Source organism: Kitasatospora cheerisanensis KCTC 2395 (assembly GCF_000696185.1).
GTDB lineage: Bacteria > Actinomycetota > Actinomycetes > Streptomycetales > Streptomycetaceae > Kitasatospora > Kitasatospora cheerisanensis.
In genome coordinates this window covers 4,843,774-4,862,888 of record NZ_KK853997.1, presented here as the reverse complement: position 1 = coordinate 4,862,888, position 19,115 = coordinate 4,843,774, and the positions used below count along the sequence as shown (strand labels likewise).

Annotated in this window: 19 protein-coding genes; 9 read left to right on the top strand and 10 right to left on the bottom strand. The window is 72.7% G+C overall.

From position 1 onward, the window contains the following. Positions 1-9: 9 nt before the first annotated feature. Positions 10-879, bottom strand: coding sequence for a mycothiol conjugate amidase Mca (gene mca / locus KCH_RS22135; RefSeq protein WP_035865460.1), 870 nt, complete (start codon positions 877-879; stop codon positions 10-12). Positions 880-941: 62 nt separating this feature from the next. Here mca and KCH_RS22130 point away from each other — a divergent pair, with 62 nt between their 5' ends. Next, positions 942-1,463: a DUF4307 domain-containing protein gene (locus KCH_RS22130; protein ID WP_341865402.1), complete on the top strand. Its 522-nt coding sequence runs from the start codon at positions 942-944 to the stop codon at positions 1,461-1,463. A gap of 280 nt (positions 1,464-1,743) precedes the next feature. Continuing rightward, positions 1,744-2,241, top strand: coding sequence for a transcription elongation factor GreA (gene greA, locus KCH_RS22125; protein ID WP_035865457.1), 498 nt, complete (start codon positions 1,744-1,746; stop codon positions 2,239-2,241). 73 nt (positions 2,242-2,314) lie between these two features. Here greA and KCH_RS22120 read toward each other — a convergent pair whose 3' ends face one another. The 3 genes from KCH_RS22120 to ilvA all read right to left on the bottom strand — a co-directional run bounded on the left by KCH_RS22120 (position 2,315) and on the right by ilvA (position 5,594). Further along, positions 2,315-3,175 (bottom strand): ABC transporter permease, encoded by an 861-nt coding sequence (locus tag KCH_RS22120; protein WP_035865456.1) that lies wholly within the window; start codon positions 3,173-3,175, stop codon positions 2,315-2,317. 1 nt (position 3,176) lies between these two features. Continuing rightward, positions 3,177-4,187, bottom strand: coding sequence for a daunorubicin resistance protein DrrA family ABC transporter ATP-binding protein (locus KCH_RS22115; RefSeq protein WP_035865454.1), 1,011 nt, complete (start codon positions 4,185-4,187; stop codon positions 3,177-3,179). 195 nt (positions 4,188-4,382) lie between these two features. Continuing rightward, positions 4,383-5,594 carry a threonine ammonia-lyase gene (gene ilvA, locus KCH_RS22110; protein ID WP_035865451.1) on the bottom strand — a complete coding sequence of 404 codons (1,212 nt, stop codon included), beginning with the start codon at positions 5,592-5,594 and terminating at the stop codon, positions 4,383-4,385. A gap of 89 nt (positions 5,595-5,683) precedes the next feature. Between ilvA and KCH_RS22105 the strand changes: the two genes are divergently transcribed. After that, positions 5,684-6,112, top strand: coding sequence for a MarR family winged helix-turn-helix transcriptional regulator (locus KCH_RS22105; protein ID WP_051653338.1), 429 nt, complete (start codon positions 5,684-5,686; stop codon positions 6,110-6,112). 57 nt (positions 6,113-6,169) lie between these two features. Here the strand turns inward: KCH_RS22105 and KCH_RS22100 are convergent, their stop codons facing one another. Further along, positions 6,170-7,324, bottom strand: a complete 1,155-nt coding sequence (locus KCH_RS22100) for a cystathionine gamma-synthase (protein WP_035865448.1) — start codon at positions 7,322-7,324, stop codon at positions 6,170-6,172. 141 nt (positions 7,325-7,465) lie between these two features. On the opposite strand from KCH_RS22100, the gene KCH_RS22095 reads away from it, so the two are divergent. From KCH_RS22095 to KCH_RS22085, 4 genes are all read left to right on the top strand, one after another. Then, the gene (locus tag KCH_RS22095) at positions 7,466-9,139 is read left to right on the top strand and encodes a M48 family metallopeptidase (protein WP_051653337.1); all 1,674 of its coding nucleotides are present in this window, start codon (positions 7,466-7,468) and stop codon (positions 9,137-9,139) included. A 31-nt stretch (positions 9,140-9,170) separates the two neighbouring features. Continuing rightward, positions 9,171-9,602, top strand: a complete 432-nt coding sequence (locus KCH_RS37695; RefSeq protein ID WP_051653336.1) for a hypothetical protein — start codon at positions 9,171-9,173, stop codon at positions 9,600-9,602. Continuing rightward, positions 9,494-10,288 carry a hypothetical protein gene (locus KCH_RS22090; RefSeq protein WP_051653335.1) on the top strand — a complete coding sequence of 265 codons (795 nt, stop codon included), beginning with the start codon at positions 9,494-9,496 and terminating at the stop codon, positions 10,286-10,288. Before KCH_RS37695 ends, KCH_RS22090 begins: the two co-directional genes overlap by 109 nt. A 117-nt stretch (positions 10,289-10,405) precedes the next feature. Next, positions 10,406-10,771 carry a cupin domain-containing protein gene (locus KCH_RS22085; RefSeq protein ID WP_035865446.1) on the top strand — a complete coding sequence of 122 codons (366 nt, stop codon included), beginning with the start codon at positions 10,406-10,408 and terminating at the stop codon, positions 10,769-10,771. Position 10,772: 1 nt separating this feature from the next. On the opposite strand, the gene KCH_RS22080 is transcribed toward KCH_RS22085, so the two are convergent. From KCH_RS22080 to KCH_RS22060, 5 genes are all read right to left on the bottom strand, one after another. After that, the gene (locus KCH_RS22080) at positions 10,773-11,261 is read right to left on the bottom strand and encodes a DUF1203 domain-containing protein (RefSeq protein WP_035865444.1); all 489 of its coding nucleotides are present in this window, start codon (positions 11,259-11,261) and stop codon (positions 10,773-10,775) included. Positions 11,262-11,397: 136 nt separating this feature from the next. Beyond that, the gene (locus KCH_RS22075) at positions 11,398-12,762 is read right to left on the bottom strand and encodes a hypothetical protein (RefSeq protein WP_035865443.1); all 1,365 of its coding nucleotides are present in this window, start codon (positions 12,760-12,762) and stop codon (positions 11,398-11,400) included. Between the two features lie 83 nt (positions 12,763-12,845). After that, positions 12,846-14,123: a L,D-transpeptidase gene (locus KCH_RS22070; RefSeq protein WP_035865442.1), complete on the bottom strand. Its 1,278-nt coding sequence runs from the start codon at positions 14,121-14,123 to the stop codon at positions 12,846-12,848. A gap of 156 nt (positions 14,124-14,279) precedes the next feature. Then, positions 14,280-14,606, bottom strand: a complete 327-nt coding sequence (locus KCH_RS22065; protein ID WP_035865440.1) for a hypothetical protein — start codon at positions 14,604-14,606, stop codon at positions 14,280-14,282. 419 nt (positions 14,607-15,025) lie between these two features. Then, complete coding sequence (locus tag KCH_RS22060; protein WP_035865437.1) at positions 15,026-16,426, bottom strand: cystathionine beta-synthase; 1,401 nt, start codon at positions 16,424-16,426, stop codon at positions 15,026-15,028. A 228-nt stretch (positions 16,427-16,654) separates the two neighbouring features. Here KCH_RS22060 and KCH_RS22055 point away from each other — a divergent pair, with 228 nt between their 5' ends. Then, the gene (locus tag KCH_RS22055; protein WP_035865435.1) at positions 16,655-17,761 is read left to right on the top strand and encodes an SGNH/GDSL hydrolase family protein; all 1,107 of its coding nucleotides are present in this window, start codon (positions 16,655-16,657) and stop codon (positions 17,759-17,761) included. A 57-nt stretch (positions 17,762-17,818) separates the two neighbouring features. Continuing rightward, positions 17,819-19,039 carry an acetyl-CoA C-acetyltransferase gene (locus KCH_RS22050; protein ID WP_035865431.1) on the top strand — a complete coding sequence of 407 codons (1,221 nt, stop codon included), beginning with the start codon at positions 17,819-17,821 and terminating at the stop codon, positions 19,037-19,039. The last annotated feature ends 76 nt before the right edge of the window (positions 19,040-19,115 follow it).

Genomic DNA, 19,115 nt, shown 5'->3' with positions numbered 1-19,115 from the left:
TGGTACGGGTTACTTGCGGAGGCCGGCGAACAGGTCGGACTCGGGCAGGTCGGTGGCGACCAGGGACTTGGCGAGCTCGTAGTCCTCGGTGGGCCACACGTCGCGCTGGATGTCGATCGGGACGCGGAACCACGGCCCGTCGGGGTCGATCTGGGTGGCGTGCGCGATCAGCGCCTTGTCGCGGATCTCGAAGTACTCGCCGCACTCGACCCGGGTGGTGATCTCGCGCTCGGCGCGGCCGGACTTCTCCCAGCCCTCGATCCACTCGCCGTACGGCGAGTCGTGGCCGTTCTCGGTGAGGTAGGCGTGCAGGGCGCGGATGCGCCCCATCGGGAAACCGTGGTTGTAGTACAGCTTGGACGGCTGCCAGGGCTCGCCGGCCTCGGGGTACGCCTCGGGGTCGCCGGCGGCGTCGAAGGCCACCATGGTGATCTTGTGGGTCATGATGTGGTCGGGGTGCGGGTAGCCGCCGTTCTCGTCGTACGTGGTGATCACGTGCGGGCGGAACTCACGGATCAGCTTGACCAGGGCACCGGCCGCCTCGTTCACGTCCTCCAGGGCGAAACAGCCCTCGGGGAGCGGGGGCAGCGGGTCGCCCTCGGGCAGGCCGGAGTCGACGTAGCCGAGCCACGCCTGTTCGACGCCGAGGATCTCCCGGGCCGCGTCCATCTCCTTGCGGCGCACCTCGTGAATGTTCTCCTCGACCCAGGGGTCGCCCTGGAGCTTGGGGTTGAGGATCGACCCCCGCTCGCCCCCGGTGCAGGTGGCGACCAGGACCTCCACCCCCTGGGCCACGTACATCGCCATGGTGGCGGCACCCTTGCTGGACTCGTCGTCCGGGTGCGCGTGGACCGCCATCAACCGCAACTGCTCGCTCAACGCCTGGGTTCCCTTCCAGGTACAGGTATGTCCGCTTCGTCGGGCCGGCTCCCCCGCCGCCTGTGGCGCGGACGTGCCCCTCCTATAGTGACGGACTGGAGGGCGCGTCCATTCCCGCGGACGGCCGAACGCTCCTCCGCGAAAGGACCGAGCCGCACCATGGACCAGAGCCCTACGCCCCAGACCCCCCTCGCGCCCCGGCCGGCCGCTACAGCCGGGCCGACGACCGGGCGGCCGACCGCCGGCTGCGGATCGCCGGCGCGGTGTGCGGCGTGCTGCTGGTGGGGCTGATCGCCTGGCTGGGCGGCTCGTACCTGATGCGCGAGACCAAGCTGAACGGCGCGGTGCCGACCTTCCAGCCGGTGTCCGACACCGAGCTGCAGCTCCAGCTGTCGGTGCGCAAGAGCGACGGCACCTCGGGGGTGTGCACGGTGCGCTCGCAGGGCACGGACGGCTCGGTGGTCGGCCAGTCGGACTTCCAGGTCCCGGCCGAGGGCTCCAGCTACGACAAGGTGGTCACCCTGCGGACCACCGCCCGCGGCACCACCGCCGAGCTGCTCGGCTGCACCCCCGACAAGAAGTAACACCCGGACGGACGGCGGCGCGCGGACCCCGCGCTCACGCGGGGGGGCGGGCCGGCGGTCTTTGCTCCGCTCACCCTTTCGAGCGCATAGTCGAAGGGACGGGACGGCCTCGCCGCCCTCAGCCCTTCCCGCTCGCGCCGGGAACTTGTTAGGCTCGTGATTTCGCCCCTTCCCATGCCGTTCGGCACGGAAGCGGGCGTTGCTTTGCATCTGCCCAGAAAATCGCCCACTGCTGCCGAACCACCCTCGCAGCAGCGCCAGCACCGACGAGGAGCACCCTGTGACCCAGACCAACGATGACGTGACCTGGCTCACTCAGGACCACTACAACAAGCTCAAGGCCGAGCTTGACCACCTGACCGGGCCCTGGCGGATCGAGATCGCCCAGAAGATCGAGGCCGCGCGCGAGGAGGGCGATCTCAAGGAGAACGCCGGCTACCACGCGGCCAAGGACGAGCAGGGCAAGACCGAGGCGCGGATCCGCCAGCTGTCCCAGCTGCTGGAGCGCGCGAAGGTCGGCGAGGCCCCGGCCGACTCCGGCGTGGTGGCCCCCGGCATGCTGGTGAAGGTGGCCTTCGACGGCGACCTGGACGACACCATGGAGTTCCTGCTGGCCTCCCGCGAGGTCACCGACGGCGACATCGACGTGTACTCGCCGCAGTCCCCGCTGGGCAAGGCCATCATCGGCAAGTCGGTGGGCGAGGACGCCCAGTACGAGCTGCCGAACGGCAAGAAGGCGGGCGTGAAGATCGTCGACGCCAAGCCGTTCTCCGGCTGAGCCTGCGGCACGACGACGGACGGCCGCTCCCCCGGGTGGGGGGAGCGGCCGTCCGGCCGTTTCCGGGGCGGTGTCAGCCCGCGGCGCGCCGGTACTTGCGCACCGACAGCCAGGAGAACACCACCGTGATCAGCACCGACCAGCCGATCGACACCAGCACGGCGTGCTGCATCGGCCAGGCGTCGGGGACGGGGCCGATCTGGTTGCCGAACAGGCTGCGGCAGGCCTGCACGGTGGAGGAGAACGGGTTCCAGTAGGCGATCGGCTGGAGCCAGCCCGGCATCGAGCTGACCGGCACGAAGGCATTGGAGATGAAGGTCAGCGGGAACAGCCAGATCAGGCCGGCCGAGGTGGCGGCCTCGGGGCTGCGCACGGAGAGGCCGATCAGCGCGCCGATCCAGGAGAACGCGTAGCCGACCATCAGCAGCAGGCCGAACGCGGCGAGCGCGTTCAGGACGCCGTCGTGGATCCGCCAGCCGACCAGCAGCGCGACCAGCGCGAGCACGACCACGGTGAACGCGGTCTGCACCAGGTCGGCGAGGGTGCGGCCGGTGAGCACCGCGGCGCGGGACATCGGCAGCGAGCGGAACCGGTCGACCAGGCCCTTGGTCATGTCCTCCGCGATGCCGGCGGAGGCGCCGGCCACCGCGAAGGTGACGGTCTGGGCGAAGATGCCGGCCATCAGGTACTGGATGTACACGTCGTGCCCGGGCGGGGCGCCGGGGATGACGATCGCGCCGCCCATCACGTACGAGAACAGCAGCACGAACATCACCGGCTGCATGAGCCCGAACACGACGATTTCGGGAATCCGGGTCATGCGGCGCAGATTGCGCTTGGCGACCACCCAGGAGTCGTGCAGGGTGGCGGCGGCGCCGCGCCGCCGGACGACGGGGACGGGGCCGATGGCCGCGTCGGGGAGTGCGGTGGTCATCTCAGGCGTCCTTCCCGTGGCCGCGGCGGCCCTTCTTCGCCGCCGCCCCGCCCTCGTCGGCCGCGTCCTCGTCCTCGGTGGCGTGGCCGGTGAGGGAGAGGAAGACGTCGTCGAGGGTGGGGCGGCGCAGGCCGATGTCGTCGATCTCGATGGAGCGCGCGTCCAGCTCGCGGATGGCGTCGGCGAGGACCCTGGCGCCGCCGCTGACCGGGACGGTGATCCGGCGGGTGTTCTTCTCCACCGCCGGGTCGCCCTTGGCGAACGGGGTGAGCGCGGCGACCGCCTCGGGCACCAGGTCGGGGTGGTGGACGACGACCTCGATGCGTTCGCCGCCGATCTCGGCCTTGAGTTCGTCGGCGCTGCCGCGGGCGATCACCTTGCCGTGGTCGACCACCACGATGTCGTGGGCGAGGCGGTCGGCCTCGTCCAGGTACTGGGTGGTGAGCAGCAGCGTGGTGCCCTGTTCGACCAGGGTCTCGATGACCTCCCAGAGGGCGAGCCGGTTGCGCGGGTCGAGGCCGGTGGTGGGCTCGTCGAGGAACATCACCGGGGGCCGGACGACCAGGGCGGCGGCCAGGTCGAGGCGGCGGCGCATGCCGCCGGAGTAGGTCTTGGCGGTGCGGTCCATCGCGTCGGAGAGGTTGAACCACTCCAGCAGCTCCAGGGCCCGCTTCTTCGCGTCCCGGGCGCTCATCTGGTAGAGCTCGCCGACCATCTGGAGGTTCTCGCGGCCGGTGAGGTACTCGTCGACGGCGGCGTACTGACCGGACAGGCCGATCAGGCTGCGCACCTCGTTGGGGTGCTTGAGGACGTCGACGCCGGCCACCGCGGCCCGGCCGGAGTCCGGTTGGAGCAGGGTGGTCAGCACGCGGACGGCGGTGGTCTTGCCGGCTCCGTTGGGGCCGAGCAGTCCGAGCACGGTGCCTTCGGGGACGTCCAGGCTGACGCCGTCGAGGGCGCGCACGTCGCCGAAGGTCTTGACCAGGTTCTCGGCTTCGATGGCTGACGCCATGGTCCTGCCTCATCTCCCTGATGCGAGGTCGGAGTACGAGTTCGGTGTCGCTTTCGGGCAGAGTTCAACCATTTTGGTACCGGAGCCCGCCGACGGCAAAAGCTCGCGATACATCGCAAGATGCTGCCACTCGCGATATATCGCGTCAACCCGTGCAGGCGATCCCGGTCGCACCGCCGGGACGGGGTGCGGGGCTCAGTGCGAGACCACGTAGCCGTCCTCGCGCAGCTCGCCGATCACCGCCGCGCAGTGCTCCGGCCCCTTGGTCTCCAGGTGGAGGTCGACCTCGACCTCGGTCAGGCCCAGCTGCGGGTCGATCCGCACGTGCGCCACGTCCAGCACGTTGGCGTCCACCCGGGTCAGCACGCCCAGCAGGTTCGCCAGCGCGCCCGGCCGGTCGGCCAGCCGGACCCGCAGCGACAGGTAGCGGCCGGCCGCGGCCAGGCCGTGCCGCAGCACCCGCTGCATCAACTGCGGGTCGATGTTGCCGCCGGACAGCACCCCGACCACCGGGCCGTCGAAGGCGCCCGGCTCGGACAGCAGCGCGGCGATCGGCGCCGCCCCGGCGGGCTCGACCACCAGCTTGAGCCGCTCCAGGCCGACCAGCAGGGCCCGGGACAGCGCGTCCTCGGAGACCGTCCGCACGCCGTCCGCGAGGGAGTTGACCACCTCGAACGGGATGTCGCCCGGGCGGCCGACCATGATGCCGTCCGCCATGGTGGCGAACCGTTCCAGCGTGACCGGCCGGCCCGCGGCCAGTGACAGCGGGTACGCCGCGGCGGCGGCCGCCTGCACGCCGATCACCCGGACGTCCGGGCGCAGCGCCTTGATTGCGATCGCCACGCCGGCCAGCAGTCCGCCGCCGCCGGTGCCGACCAGCACGGTGCGCACCTCCGGGCACTGGTCGAGGATCTCCAGGCCGACGGTGGCCTGGCCGGTGATCACGTCCCAGTGGTCGAAGGGGTGGATGAACACCGCGCCGGTGGCGTCGGCGTACTCGCGGGCCGCCTGCAGCGCCTGGTCGACGTTGGCGCCGTGCAGCCGCACCTCGGCGCCGTACTCGCGGGTGGCGGCGACCTTCGGCAGCGGCGCGGCGACCGGCATGAACACGGTGGAGCGCACACCGAGCAGCGCGGCGGCGAGGGCCACGCCCTGGGCGTGGTTGCCGGCGCTGGCGGCGACCACGCCGGCGGCGCGCTCGACCGGCAGCAGGCCGGCGATCCGCAGGTACGCGCCGCGCAGCTTGAACGAGCCGGTGCGCTGGAGGTTCTCGCACTTCAGGTGGACGGGCGTGCCGGCCACTCCGGACAGGTGGCGGCTGCTCTGCATCGGGGTGACCCGGGCCACCCCGGCGAGCATCTTCTGCGCGCCCCGGACGTCGTCGAGGGTGATCGGCCAGTTCTGCATGAAGATCAGCCTAGGGCGGGATGGTTCCGGTGCCCGCCCGGCGCGCGTACGCTGCTGGGCACGAGTCGCCCGCACCCCCGTGAGCCGCGATGAGCATGCCGTCCGACGTTCCCGACTTCGACTGTCAACTCCCTTACCAGGTCGCGGTGTTCGCCCGGCGCATCGGTGCCGCCGGGGAGCTCGACCGGGCCGCTTTCCTGCTGCTGGATCAGCTGGCCGCCGACGGGCCGGCCAATGTGAAGACGCTGGCGGCCGCGCTGGGCGTGGATTCGTCCACGGTGACCCGGCAGGCCGCGCCGCTGCTGCGGGAGCGGCTGCTGTCCCGGGTGCCGTACCCGGCGGACCGGCGCTCGGTGCGGCTCGCGCTGACCCCGGCCGGGGCGGGGCGGCTGGCGCGCGAGCGCGATCGGCGGCGCCGGCTGATCGCCGAGCTGACCGCGGACTGGACGCCGGAGGAGCGGACGGTGTTCTGCGCGCTGCTGGAGCGGTTCAACGACGGTCTGCGCAACCGCCGTTGACGGCCCGTCGGCCCGACGGCGGTCCGCACCGCCGCCGTCGGGCCTCCGGGGGCCGGGTCAGCCGAGGGCCTGCTCCAGGTCGGCGAGCAGGTCGGCGGCGGACTCGATGCCGACCGAGATGCGCACCAGGTCGGCGGGCACCTCCAGCGGGGAGCCGGCCGCGGAGGCGTGGGTCATCCGGCCGGGGTGCTCGATCAGCGACTCGACGCCGCCGAGGGACTCGCCGAGGGTGAACAGCTGGGCGCGGTTGCACACCTCGACGGCGGCCTGCTCGCCGCCGGCGACGCGGAAGGACACCATGCCGCCGAAGGCCTTCATCTGCTTGGCGGCGACGTCGTGCCCGGGGTGGGTGGGCAGGCCGGGGTACAGCACCTGCGTCACCTTCGGGTGGGCGGAGAGCAGTTCGGCGATCCGGGCGGCGTTGTCGGAGTGCCGGTCCATGCGCACGCCGAGGGTCTTGATGCCGCGCAGCACCAGCCAGGCGTCGAACGGCCCGGCGACGGCGCCCATCGCGTTCTGGTGGTAGGCGACCTCCTCGGCGAGGCCGGCGTCGGCGACCACCAGGGCGCCGCCGACCACGTCGGAGTGGCCGCCCATGTACTTGGTGGTGGAGTGCACGACGACGTCCGCGCCGAACGACAGCGGCTGCTGGAGGTAGGGGCTGGCGAAGGTGTTGTCGACGATCAGCAGGGCGTCGGCGGCGTGCGCGATCTCGGCGACGGCGGTCAGGTCGGTGATGCCGAGCAGCGGGTTGGAGGGGGTCTCCACCCAGACGGCGCGGGTGTTCGGGCGGATCGCCTCGCGGACCTTCTCCGGGCGGTGGGTGTCGGCGACGGAGAACTCGACGCCCCAGCGGGTCAGCACCTTGGCGAACAGCCGGAAGGTGCCGCCGTAGGCGTCGTTGGGGATGACGATGTGGTCGCCGGGCTTGAGGACGGTGCGCAGCAGGGTGTCCTCGGCGGCCAGGCCGGAGGCGAAGGCGAGGCCGCGGGAGCCGCCCTCGATCGCGGCGAGGCACTCCTCCAGGGCGGTGCGGGTGGGGTTCGCGGAGCGGCTGTATTCGTAGCCCTCGCGAAGCCCGCCGACGCCGTCCTGCTTGTAGGTGGACACCTGGTAGATCGGCGTCACGACTGCCCCGGTCCGGGGGTCCGCTTCCTGGCCCGCGTGGATGGCGAGGGTCTCGAAGCCGTGGGAAAGCTGGTGCTCGGTCATGCCGTCGAGCCTAGTGCGACGGGACGGTCGCGGGTGGCGCATGGGCGTCTCGCCGGTGGCGGCGCGTCAGGTTGCCGTTCCGTCACCGAATTGGCCTCGCAATGGGCCAGGTCGTACCGCTACGATCTGCCAGCCGCACACATGATCGACACCTGGGGGCGCGGAATGTCCACCGAGCGCACCGGCATGCGCACTTCCACCCGGGCCCTGCTGGCGGTCACGCTGCTCGCCGGGTTCTACCTGCTCGCGGCGGCCATCGTGGTCGGCCTGGTCTGGCTGAACGTCGAACTGGTCGTCAACTCGGACCGCTTCCACTCCGGCATGGTCAAGCTCTGGCTGCTCAGCGCCGCCATCGCCTACCCGGTGCTGCGGGTGGTGTTCCTGACCCGCCGTCCGCGCCGGGACGAGCAGGGCGGCCTGCTGCTGACCCGCGAGGACCAGCCCGAGCTGTGGGCCCGGGTCGACCGGATCGCCGAGGCCACCGGAGTGCGCGGCCCGGCCGAGATGCGGCTGGTGCCGGCGGTCAACGCCGGCGTCTCCGAGGACACCAAGCTGCTCGGCATGGTGCCCGGCCGCCGCCACCTGGTGATCGGCGCGCCGCTGCTGATCGGCCTGACCGAGGCCGAGCTGGACTCGGTGCTCGCCCACGAGTTCGGCCACTACGCCAACAACGACGTCCGGCTGTCCGGCGTCACCGTGGCCGGCCGCACCGCGATCGCCCACACCATCGACACCCTGCACCACCGCGCCGACCAGCACCTGGCCGGCCGGGCCGCCGAGATCGCCGACGACAACGCCTACCGGGTGGCCCGCGGCCGCAAGGCCCGCGACGAGGACCCCGGCAACGGCGGCGTCGAGCGCTTCCTGGCCAAGCTGTTCACCCAGTACGCCAAGCTGTACTTCCGGGTCTCCGAGTCGGTCAGCCGCAGCCAGGAGTACGCCGCCGACCGGCACGCCGCCCGGATCGCCGGCCGCGACGCCACCGCCTCCGCGCTGCGCCGCATCCCCGCGCTGGACGCCGCGCAGGACTTCTACCTCGACCGCTACGCCACCATGGGCTGGAAGGCCGGCCTGCTGCCGCTGCCCGGCCAGTTCTTCGGCGGCCTCGCGCACCTGCTGGCCGACCCGGAGCGCCGCGAGGAGCTCGCCGGCATGGGCCTCGACCTGCCCGACGAGCAGGCCGACCCGTACGACTCGCACCCGCCGATCCGGCAGCGGGTGGCCGCCGTGGAGGCGCTGCCCGACACCCCGGGCCTGCCCGGCCTCGGCGAGGACCGGCCGGCCATCGGCCTGCTGCGCGACCCGCAGCGGCTGCTGGCCGAGCTGGAGTCCGCCTCGCTGGTGGCGGAGGCCGCGCAGAAGCGCCGCGTCGACTGGCCGGAGCTGGTCCACCAGACGCTGCTGGTGCACGCCCGCGAGAACGCCCAGCCGGTGCTGCGCGCCCTCACCGACAGCGGCCTGCACGGCACCGTCGAGGCCATGCTGGACGCGCTGGACGCCGGCCGGGGCGCGGAACTCGCCGAGCGGCTGCCGCAGACCGAGGAGTCCGCGAAGGCCACCGGCCGGGCCGCCCGCGAGTTCCGGCGCCCGCTGCTGCGCAAGGCCCTGCTGGCGCTGACGGTGTTCGGCCTGGCCTCGCAGCAGCTGGCCCGCTGGGAGCTGTCCTGGAGCCGCCCGGCCGCCCTGGTGCTGCCCGGCAACCTCGCCGACCGGCTGCCCGCCGCGCTGGACGCCGCGGTCGCCGACACCCCCGACACCGCCCCGCTGCGCGCCCTGCTGGCCGAGGCCGCCGCCCCGGCCGCCGCGCGGCCCTGACGCCCCGTCACCCCTGGAGCTGAACCACCCGATGGCCCGTCTGATCGTCATCGTCCCGCTGGTCCTGCTGGTCGGCTTCAAGCTGGCCACCTGGCTGATGGAACGCCGCACCGCCAAGCTGAGGACCGCCACCGAGGCGGCGAAGGCCACCATCGCCCGGGTGGAGGAGGCGACCCGCCCGACCATCTACCCGTCCGAGCACGGCCTGGTCGGCCGGGCCGAACTGGTCCGCGACCCGGGCCTGACCGGCCCGGACGTGGACGCCGCGCTGGCCGCGCTGAAGGAGGGCGACCGGGGCCGGCCGCCGAGCTGCTGGCCGCCGCCGCGGGCGACCACGACCGGCGCTGGGGCCTGGTGGGCCGGTTCTCCGAGCCCGCCGCCGAGGACGACGCCTGGCTGCTGGCCTGGCGCGCCGAGCAGCCGGACAGCGCGGACGCCGCGCTGCTCGCCCTGGACGCGCTGATCGACCTGGCCTGGGAGGTGCGCACCAGTTACAGCGCCAGCCAGGTCACCGCGGAGCGCTGGGCCGCCTTCCGCAAGGTGCTGGGCGACGCCGAGGCGGCCGCCGCCGACGCGGTGCGGCTCGCCGACCCGGGTGACCCGCTGCCGTTCGTCGCGCAGATCCCGCTGGCGATGGGTCAGAGCTGGGACAACGAGCGCTTCCTGGCGCTGTGGCAGGAGATCGTCTCCCGCGACCCGCACAACTTCTCGGCGCACGCCAACGCCCTGCAGTACTGGTGCGCCAAGTGGAAGGGCAGCAACGAGAAGATGCACGCCTTCGTGGACGCGGCGATCGCCGCCGCCCCGGAGGGCAGCCTGCTGTCCGCGTACAAGCTGCAGGCGTACTACGAGCAGTTCCAGCGGGACAAGGCGCCGCGGGAGGCGTACGCCGCGCCCGAGGTGCAGGCCGCCGCGGACGCGGTGATCGCCGACCTGGCGGCGGCGGACGGCGCCGACGAGCGCCACCGCCGCTTCGCGCACGGCTGGCTGGTCTGGGTGCTGGACCGCGGCGGCCGCCCCGCCGACGCGATGCCGCACCTGCGGGCGCTCGGCCGGTACGTCCCGATCCCGTGGTCGTACTGGAACGACCCGGTCGGGAAGTTCGTCGACGAGCGGGTCGACATCGTGCTGGCGGCCACCGCGGACTGACCGCCGTGCCTGGCGCGCTCCGCGCCGGGTGCCGAGGATGGAAGACATCAGCCGCGCCCCCTCCGCCGAGCCCGGCGCAGGGGGCGCGGAGTCGTTCTCCGCCGGAGGTGAGCGGTGATGGCCGGCTTGGTGCGGATGAGTCTGGACTCCCCCGAGGAGGTCCGCCCGTTCGAGGGCGGCAAGGGGCAGTTGGCACTGGTGAACCTGGCGGCCGGCGGCGTCGGCCGGGCCGTGTTCGAACCGGGCTGGCGCTGGTCCGAGCACGTGAAGCCGATCGCCGGCACGGACAGCTGCCAGGCCTCGCACGCCGGTTACGTGATCTCGGGCCGGATCCGGGTGGAGATGGACGACGGCCAGGCCGAGGAGTTCGGCGCCGGCGACTTCATGCTCTGCCCGCCCGGCCACGACGCCTGGGTGCTCGGCGACGTGCCCTGCGTGATGCTCGACTGGCAGGGCTACGCGGACTACGCGAAGCGGAGCTGAGTCAGGCCCGCCGCACCTCGTGCATGAAGCAGCCGAACTCGACGGCCCGCACGTGCACCACGGCGGTCTCCGGGTCGGCCAGCAACTCGGCTGCCAGCTTCGGCAGTTCGGCGGGTTCGCCGACCCGGCCGCCGAGGATCCGGCCGTCCGCCGAGTAGGCGCGCACCACCCGCTGCCCGCTGTGGAAGCCCTCCGGCCAGCCGCCGGCGAAGCCCTCGCAGGGCTCGGCGTGCACGAACACCGGCCCGGTCTCCACGTACGCGCCCGGGTCGCAGGCCGTCTCCTCGGCCCAGCGGCGCAGCGGCGCGTAGGAGAGCAGGGTGATCCGGTCGCCGGGCTTCGCCCGGGTGAGGCAGCAGCGCAGCGGCGCGCCGCCGTCCTCGGTGACGGTGACGGGGTGGCAGCGCCCGCTGTCGTCGAGCCGGCGCAGTTCGGCGAGCGTCCCGGCGGGTACGGCCCGGACGTCGAGAGCGGTGTCGTGGCTGTTCATGGGCCCAAGCCTGCGCTGTCGGGGCGGGCCGGTCCGGCGGGATCCGGACATCGCGTTCGCGGCGGGGCCGGACGTGCGGCGGCCCGCCGCAGCGGGGCTGCGACGGGCCGTGGGGCGCGGCGGTGCCGACGGCGGGTCAGCCCTTGACGGACGTGCCGAACTCCTTGATGTCCTGGAAGGACAGGCCGGCGGAGTTCAGCGTCCTGGCCTCTTCCCGGGTGACGCCGACGGCGGCCAGCTCGGCGTACTGGGCCTCGGTCAGCGGGGCGGCCGGGCCGTCCGCGCCACCCTCGGAGCCGCCGGCGGCGGCCAGCTTCGCGGCGGCCTCCTGGAGCTTGGAGAGGTCGAACTCGGTGGCGCCGGCGGGGGCGGTGACGGCCGGGGCGTCGGAGACGAAGCCGAGCCGCAGCGGGAAGTGCGCCGCCGCGTCGGGCTTGTCCGCGAACTGCATCAGGTCGAAGGTGACGGCCTGCGCCTTGCCGCCCTTGATCAGCACGTCGGCGGCGAACTTGCGGTCCGGCACCTCGGGCATGTCGTCGGACGGGATCGGCGGGAAGGCGGAGGAGCCGGACGCCAGCTTCTCGACGGCCTTCATCAGGCCCTCGACCAGCGGGCGGGCGGGCGCCGAGACCTGGATGACGTCGGCGTCGCCGGACTTGCCCTTCTCCTCGACGGTGATGTTCTTCGACACCACGGCCTTGACCGTGTCGCCGAAGCGCTGCATCTCCGCCGGGTCGAAGCTCGGCATCGCGCCGAGCGGCGAGCCGGTGAGCGGGTTGCCGCCCAGCGGGGAGCCGGAGCCCTTCTCCTTCTCGCTCGCCTCGCGGAGCTTCTTCAGGTCCATCGAGACCCACTTGCCGTCCACGACGTCCTTGACCGGGGCGGCCTCGGGCGGCAGCTGGGCCATCAGCTGGTCGATCTCGCCGGTGTCCTGACCGCCCATCCGGGCGAGGCCGCGGACGTCCGCCTTCAGGTACAGCTTGTCGCCGACGATGCGGACGTCCGCGTACGTCTGGCCGGACTTCTTGGCGGCCAGCGCGTAGCCGACGGCCACGCCCTTCAGGTCGTACGGGTCGTTCAGCGCGCCGATGTTGCGGGACTTGAACGCCTCGGTGTCCTTGAGCGGCTTGTCGGCGCTCATCGACACGTTCAGCGTCAGGTCGGCGAACAGGTCCGCGTCCTTCTGCTCGATCGGGTCGTCGACGGCCTTGCCGAAGGCGACGATCTGGTCCGGCGTGGCGTCGACGGACAGCTGGAAGCTCAGCGACTTGGCGTCGCCGAGCTTCTCGAAGGCCCCGGAGAGCTTCTCGCCGGCGCTCAGTTCCTTGACGGTGCCGCAGGCGGTGGCGCCGGCGGCGAGGAGGAGGGCGCCGGTGGTGACGGCTATGCCGGCGCGGACGGACCGGCGAATGGCGGTGTTGATGGCTGAACTCCTGTGCCTGAAGGCGGACTCGGGCCCGATCGGCCCTGCCGCGGAGGCAAGCTCAACACATCGACGCATCCCCCCGCATGCGAATAATTTTTACCATTCGTTGAGGACACTCTCACGGGGCCCCCACCGCCCCGTGCGAGAGTGCGCCGCGCTCAGAGCGCGCTGCCGGCCTTCCAGTCCGCCCAGGACATGTTCCAGCCGTTCAGGCCGTTCGACGGGTTCACCGTGCGGTCACCGGAGTTGACCACCTCGACGACGTCTCCGACCATCGAGCTCGCGAAGAACCTGGCCCCGGCGGTGTTCGGGTTCCCGCCGCCCTGCACGTCCTGCAGCGCGATGCAGCCGTGGCTGGTGTTGGCGTTGCCGAACTGCGAGGCCGGCGACCAGTAGTTGCCGTGGATGAAGGTGCCGGAGGTGGTCAGCCGCTGGGCGTGCGGCACGTCCGGGATGTCGTACTCGCTGCCGAGGCCGACCGTGGCGGAGTTCATCCGGGTCTGCTGGAAGCGCTCGGAGATCACCATCTTCCCGGCCCAGGTGCGGTGGTCGGGCGACCCGCCGATCACCGGGTAGGTGGCGGTCACCTGTCCGTCGGTGCTGACGGTGAGGGTGCCGGCCTTCAGGTCCGCGACCGAGACCTGGCTGCGGCCGACGGTGAAGGTGACGTTCTTCGACTGGGTGCCGTAGACGCCCTTGGCGCCGGCCACGTCCTTCAGCCGCAGCTTCAGGGTGACGGTGGTGCCCTTGGCCCAGTACTGCTGCGGGCGGAAGTCCAGCCGGGTGGCGTCCACCCAGTGGCCGACGATCTCCACCGGCGGGTCGGCGACCACGGTGATCGCCTGCTCGACGGCCCGGCGGTCGGTGATCGCCTTGTTGAAGTTGATCGACACCGGCATGCCGACGCCGACCGTGGAGCCGTCCTCGGGCGTGAAGTAGCCGACGAAGGTGTTGGCCGGGGAGGCGGTGGAGAAGCTCGCGTTGGCGTCCGCCGGGCGCTTGTCCTTGTCCTCGGCGGCGGCCGCGACGGTGTACGAGCTGCCGCTGGCCAGCTTCGAGGTGGAGGTCCAGCTCGCGCCGTCGGCGGCGAGTTCGCCCGCTATCTGCTTGCCGGTGCCGTCGGTGACGGTGACCGAGGTGAGCGTGCCGTTCTGCACGGTGACGGTGACCGGCGCGGTGAACGGCGCGGCGGTGGCGCCGTCGGCGGGGGTGATGGTGATCTGCGCGACGGACGCCTTGGGGCTGACCGACCGGGTCTCGCCGCCGACGGCCGGGGCCGAGCCGGTGCCGTTGCCGCCCGGCGTGGCCTTGCCGCCGCCGCCCTGGCAGGCCGCCAGCAGCAGGACGGGGGCGCCGAGCAGCCCGGAGAGCACGCCGCGCCGGCTCCACTCGCCGCCGCGCGGCCGCTCCTGCTTCTCCGCTGCGGTCACGTCCACGCTCCTCGGTACCGGGATCCCTCGCACGAGCTCACCCGTACAAGATCACTCAAAAATGTGCAGATCATACGAGAGTACTCAAGAGGGCGGCAGAACGGACAAAAAGGCCCGGTCCGGGACTACCGGACCGGGCCTTCGCGCAGCGGGCGCGAGGTGTCACTTCACCTCGTACTCGTCCCAGCTCTCGTCGTCCGGGTCGTAGTCGGTGGTGGCGGACTCCCAGGTGGCGGAGGCGAGCTCCACGCCGGGCACCTCGCCGAGCAGCGCCACCGGGTCGACGAAGTGGGCGAGCGAACCCGTCGGGTCCACCTCGATCGCCTCGACGGCCTGGGCGCGCTCCTCGTCGTCCAGGTACTCGTCGTCCGCGACCTGGGTCAGGGCGGCGGCCTTCAGGGCCTGCTCGTCGGTGATCTCGGCGATCAGCTCGATGGTGAGGCGAACGTAACGCGGGGCGTCCTGCTCGGGCAGGTCAGTGCTGGTCATGACAGCGAGCGTAGGGGGTCGCACAGCCATCCGGAAACGAGGTCCCGGGCCGGAACGCGGCGAGGGCCGGCCCGGGAGTCCCCGAGCCGGCCCTGCCGTCTCCTGCACACTCCCCCACCCGGGAGTGCGCGGAAGCCGCGCCTCGCGACGCGTGATCCGCCGCGGGTGCCGTCGCCCCCTGCACGGTGGCAGGGGCGGGACGACGGCGGCGCCCGCGGGCCGGACACGACGGAACGGTCAGGCCCACCGTCGTGCCCCCGGCGACCGCGGGAGTCGGAGAGCCGCTACCGACCCCGCTGTCGCCTTCTTCGGCTTTCTTGCCGTGCCCACCACAATGCCCGAGCCGTGTTAACCCGGTGATGCGTGATTGTGACGTCCACGTACCGGCTGCCGGGCGGGCGACGGATCCTGAGGGACCGTCAGTGACCGGCCCGGGCGGTCAGGAAGGACAGCAGGTCCTGGCGGGTGACGATGCCCTGCGGCTTGCCCTCCACCAGCACCACCACCGCGTCGGCCTTCTCCAGCACCGTCATCAGGTTGGTCACCGACTCGCCCGAGCCGACCACCGGCAGCGGCTTCGACATCACGTTGTCCAGCGTGTCGGTCAGCTGGATCCGGCCGTTGAACAGGCCGTCCAGCAGCTCGCGCTCGACCACCGAGCCGACCACCTCGCCGGCCATGATGTCCGGGTGGCCGGCGCCCGGCGAGACCACCGGCATCTGCGAGACGCCGAAGTCGCGCAGCACCCGCACCGCCTCGGCGACCGTCTCGCCCGGGTGCATGTGCACGAACTGCGGGATGCCCTCGTGCTCCACCGCGTCCTTGCGGGCCAGCACCTCGCCGATGTGCGCCTCGTCGGTGGCGGTCGGCAGGAAGCCGTAGTCGGCCATCCAGTCGTCGTTGAAGATCTTCGACAGGTAGCCGCGGCCGCCGTCCGGCAGCAGCACCACCACGACGTCGTCCGGCCCCAGCTCGCGGGCCACCTCCAGCGCGGCCACCACGGCCATGCCGCAGGAGCCGCCGACCAGCAGGCCCTCCTCCTTGGCCAGGCGGCGGGTCATCTGGAAGGAGTCCTTGTCGGAGACCGCGACGATCCGGTCCGCGACGTCGCGGTCGTACGCGGTCGGCCAGAAGTCCTCGCCGACGCCCTCCACCAGGTACGGACGGCCGGTGCCGCCCGAGTACACCGAGCCCTCCGGGTCCGCGCCGACCACCTGGACCTTGCCGCCGGACGCCTCCTTCAGGTAGCGGCCGGTGCCCGAGATGGTGCCGCCGGTGCCGACGCCCGCCACGAAGTGGGTGATCCGGCCGTCGGTCTGCTCCCACAGCTCCGGGCCGGTGGAGTGGTAGTGCGACGCCGGGTTGTCCGGGTTGGAGTACTGGTCCGGCTTCCAGGCGTTCGGGGTCTCACGGACCAGCCGGTCCGAGACGTTGTAGTACGAGTCCGGGTGCTCCGGGGCGACCGCGGTCGGGCAGACCACGACCTCGGCGCCGTACGCCCGGAGCGTGTTGATCTTGTCCGTCGACACCTTGTCCGGGCAGACGAAGATGCACTTGTAGCCCTTCTGCTGGGCCACGATCGCCAGCCCCACACCGGTGTTGCCGCTGGTGGGCTCGACGATGGTGCCGCCCGGCTTGAGTGCGCCGGACGCCTCCGCGGCCTCGATCATCCGCATCGCGATCCGGTCCTTCACCGAACCGCCCGGATTGAAGTACTCGACCTTCGCCAGCACGGTGGCGCTGATGCCCTCGGTGACCTTGTTGAGCTTCACCAACGGGGTGTCGCCGACCAGCTCGATGATCGAATTGTGGTACCGCACGGGGGTCCTCCCGGTCCATGGCAGCCCTGATTGCCGAAACCCCCAGCCTAGGGCCCCCTTCCGCCCCACCGTACCCATCCGCCGCATGTCCCGGCCGAACCGCGGCGCCCGGACGCTCCCTCGGGCGGGTGGTTGCCCGGACCGGGCGGGTACGGGGGCCGGGAGAGCGGGTACGAGTCCGGGTACGCGCGGTGCGGTGGGACGGAGACGGGAGAGGGGGTGGCCGCAATGGCCGGCTCGCAGGCGTCGAGGGCGCGGGTTGCGCGGCGGATCGCCACGGCGGCCGCGTACGGGGGCGGAGGGCTGGGGCTGCTCGGGGTGGGGCTGGCGGGGGTGCTGCTGACCGAGAGCCGGATGGCGGTCCGGGCGATCGGGATCCTGGACGGCGACCCGCCGCACGCGGACGGGCTGTACGGCGAGGCGTTCGCCGATCCGGCGGACCTCCGGCCGCCGCTGGTGCTGGCGTTCCTGGGCGATTCGACGGCCGCGGGGCTGGGGGTCCAGCGGGTGCAGGAGACCCCCGGGGCGCTGCTCTCCTCCGGGCTGGCCTCGGTCGCCGAGCGCCGGGTGCGGCTGGTGAACGTGGCGAAGTCGGGCGCCCGCTCGGGCGATCTGGCGCGCCAGCTGGAGCTGGCGCTGCCGCACCGGCCGGACGTCGCGGTGCTGATGATCGGCGCCAACGACGTGACGCGGCACGCCCCGGCCGCGCGGAGCGTGCGGGAGCTGGGCGAGACGGTGGGCCGGCTGGTCGCGTCGGGCTGCGAGGTGGTGGTCGGGACGTGTCCGGACCTGGGGACGATCAAGCCGGTGCGGCCGCCGCTGCGCTGGGTGGCGCGCCGGCTGAGCCGGCAGCTCGCGGCGGCGCAGACCATCGCGGTGGTGGAGGCGGGCGGCCGGACGGTCTCGCTGGGCTCGCTGCTGGGCCCGGAGTTCGCGACCCGGCCGGAGCTGTTCTCGGCGGACCGCTACCACCCGTCCGCGCAGGGCTACGCGACGGCGTCGATGGCGATGCTGCCGTCCCTGTGCGCGGCGCTGGACCTGTGGCCGCAGGACACCCCGGCGGCGGTGGGCGGCCCGGTGGAGCCGCAGGCGGTGCTGCCGGTGGCGGTGGCGGCCGCGGCGGCGGCGGGGCGTTCGGGCACCGAGGTCTCGGCGGCCGGTCCGGCGAACGGCACCTGGCGGTGGGCGACGCTGAAGCAGCGGTTCCGGCTGGCGCTGCCCGGCGGCGAGGAGGCCAAGGCGCCGGGGGCGGTCGAGGACGGCGGGCAGCTGCGGGCGATCGCGTCGGCGAACTCACATCCGGGGGCGGATGACGCCGGAGCTACCAAGCGGTAACTTTCCCCGGGAGATCCACCGGATCGCGTCCCGAGGTCACTCAGCGAGGAGCCCGCCATGCCCGAAGCCGTCATCGTCAGCGCCGCCCGTTCGCCGATCGGCCGGGCCTTCAAGGGCTCGCTGAAGGACATCCGCCCGGACGACCTGACCGCGCAGATCATCGGCGCCGCGCTGGCCAAGGTCCCGGAGCTGGACCCGCGGCAGATCGACGACCTGATGCTGGGCTGCGGCCTGCCGGGCGGCGAGCAGGGCCACAACCTGGCCCGGATCGTCGCGGTGCAGATGGGCATGGACTACCTGCCGGGCGCCACCATCACCCGCTACTGCTCGTCCTCGCTGCAGACCACCCGGATGGCGCTGCACGCGATCAAGGCGGGCGAGGGCGACGTCTTCGTCTCGGCCGGCGTGGAGACCGTCTCGCGGTCGGTCCACGGCACCTCGGACGGCATGCCGGGCACCATGAACCCGCTGTTCGACGAGGCGCAGGCGCGCACCGCGCACCGCGCCGCCAACGGCGGCGGCGAGTGGCACGACCCGCGCGAGGACGGCCTGCTGCCGGACGCGTACATCGCGATGGGCCAGACCGCGGAGAACCTGGCCGCGCTGAAGGGCATCACCCGGGCCGAGCAGGACGAGTTCGGCGTGCGCTCGCAGAACCTGGCGGAGGCCGCGATCAAGGCGGGCTTCTGGCAGCGCGAGATCACCCCGGTGACGCTGCCGGACGGCACCGTGGTGAGCGCGGACGACGGCCCGCGGGCGGGCGTGACGCTGGAGGGCGTGTCCGGCCTGAAGCCGGTGTTCCGCCCGGACGGCACCGTGACCGCCGGTAACTGCTGCCCGCTGAACGACGGTGCGGCCGCGCTGGTGATCATGTCGGACACCAAGGCGCGCGAGCTGGGCATCACCCCGCTGGCCCGGGTGGTCTCCACCGGCGTCTCGGCGCTGTCGCCGGAGATCATGGGCTACGGCCCGGTGGAGGCGTCCAAGCAGGCGCTGAAGCGGGCCGGCCTGTCGATCGGCGACATCGACCTGGTCGAGATCAACGAGGCGTTCGCGGCGCAGGTCATCCCGTCGTACCGGGACCTGGGCATCGACCTGGACCGGCTGAACGTCAACGGCGGCGCGATCGCGGTCGGCCACCCGTTCGGCATGACCGGCGCCCGGATCACCACCACGCTGATCAACTCCCTGCAGTGGCACGACAAGCAGTTCGGCCTGGAGACCATGTGCGTCGGCGGCGGCCAGGGCATGGCGATGGTCGTCGAGCGGCTGAGCTGATCGCGGGGGCGGCGCCGTGACGGGTGTCTCACCCGTCCGGAGTCACCGAGCGTAATTGAGGGCCGGATCACACCCG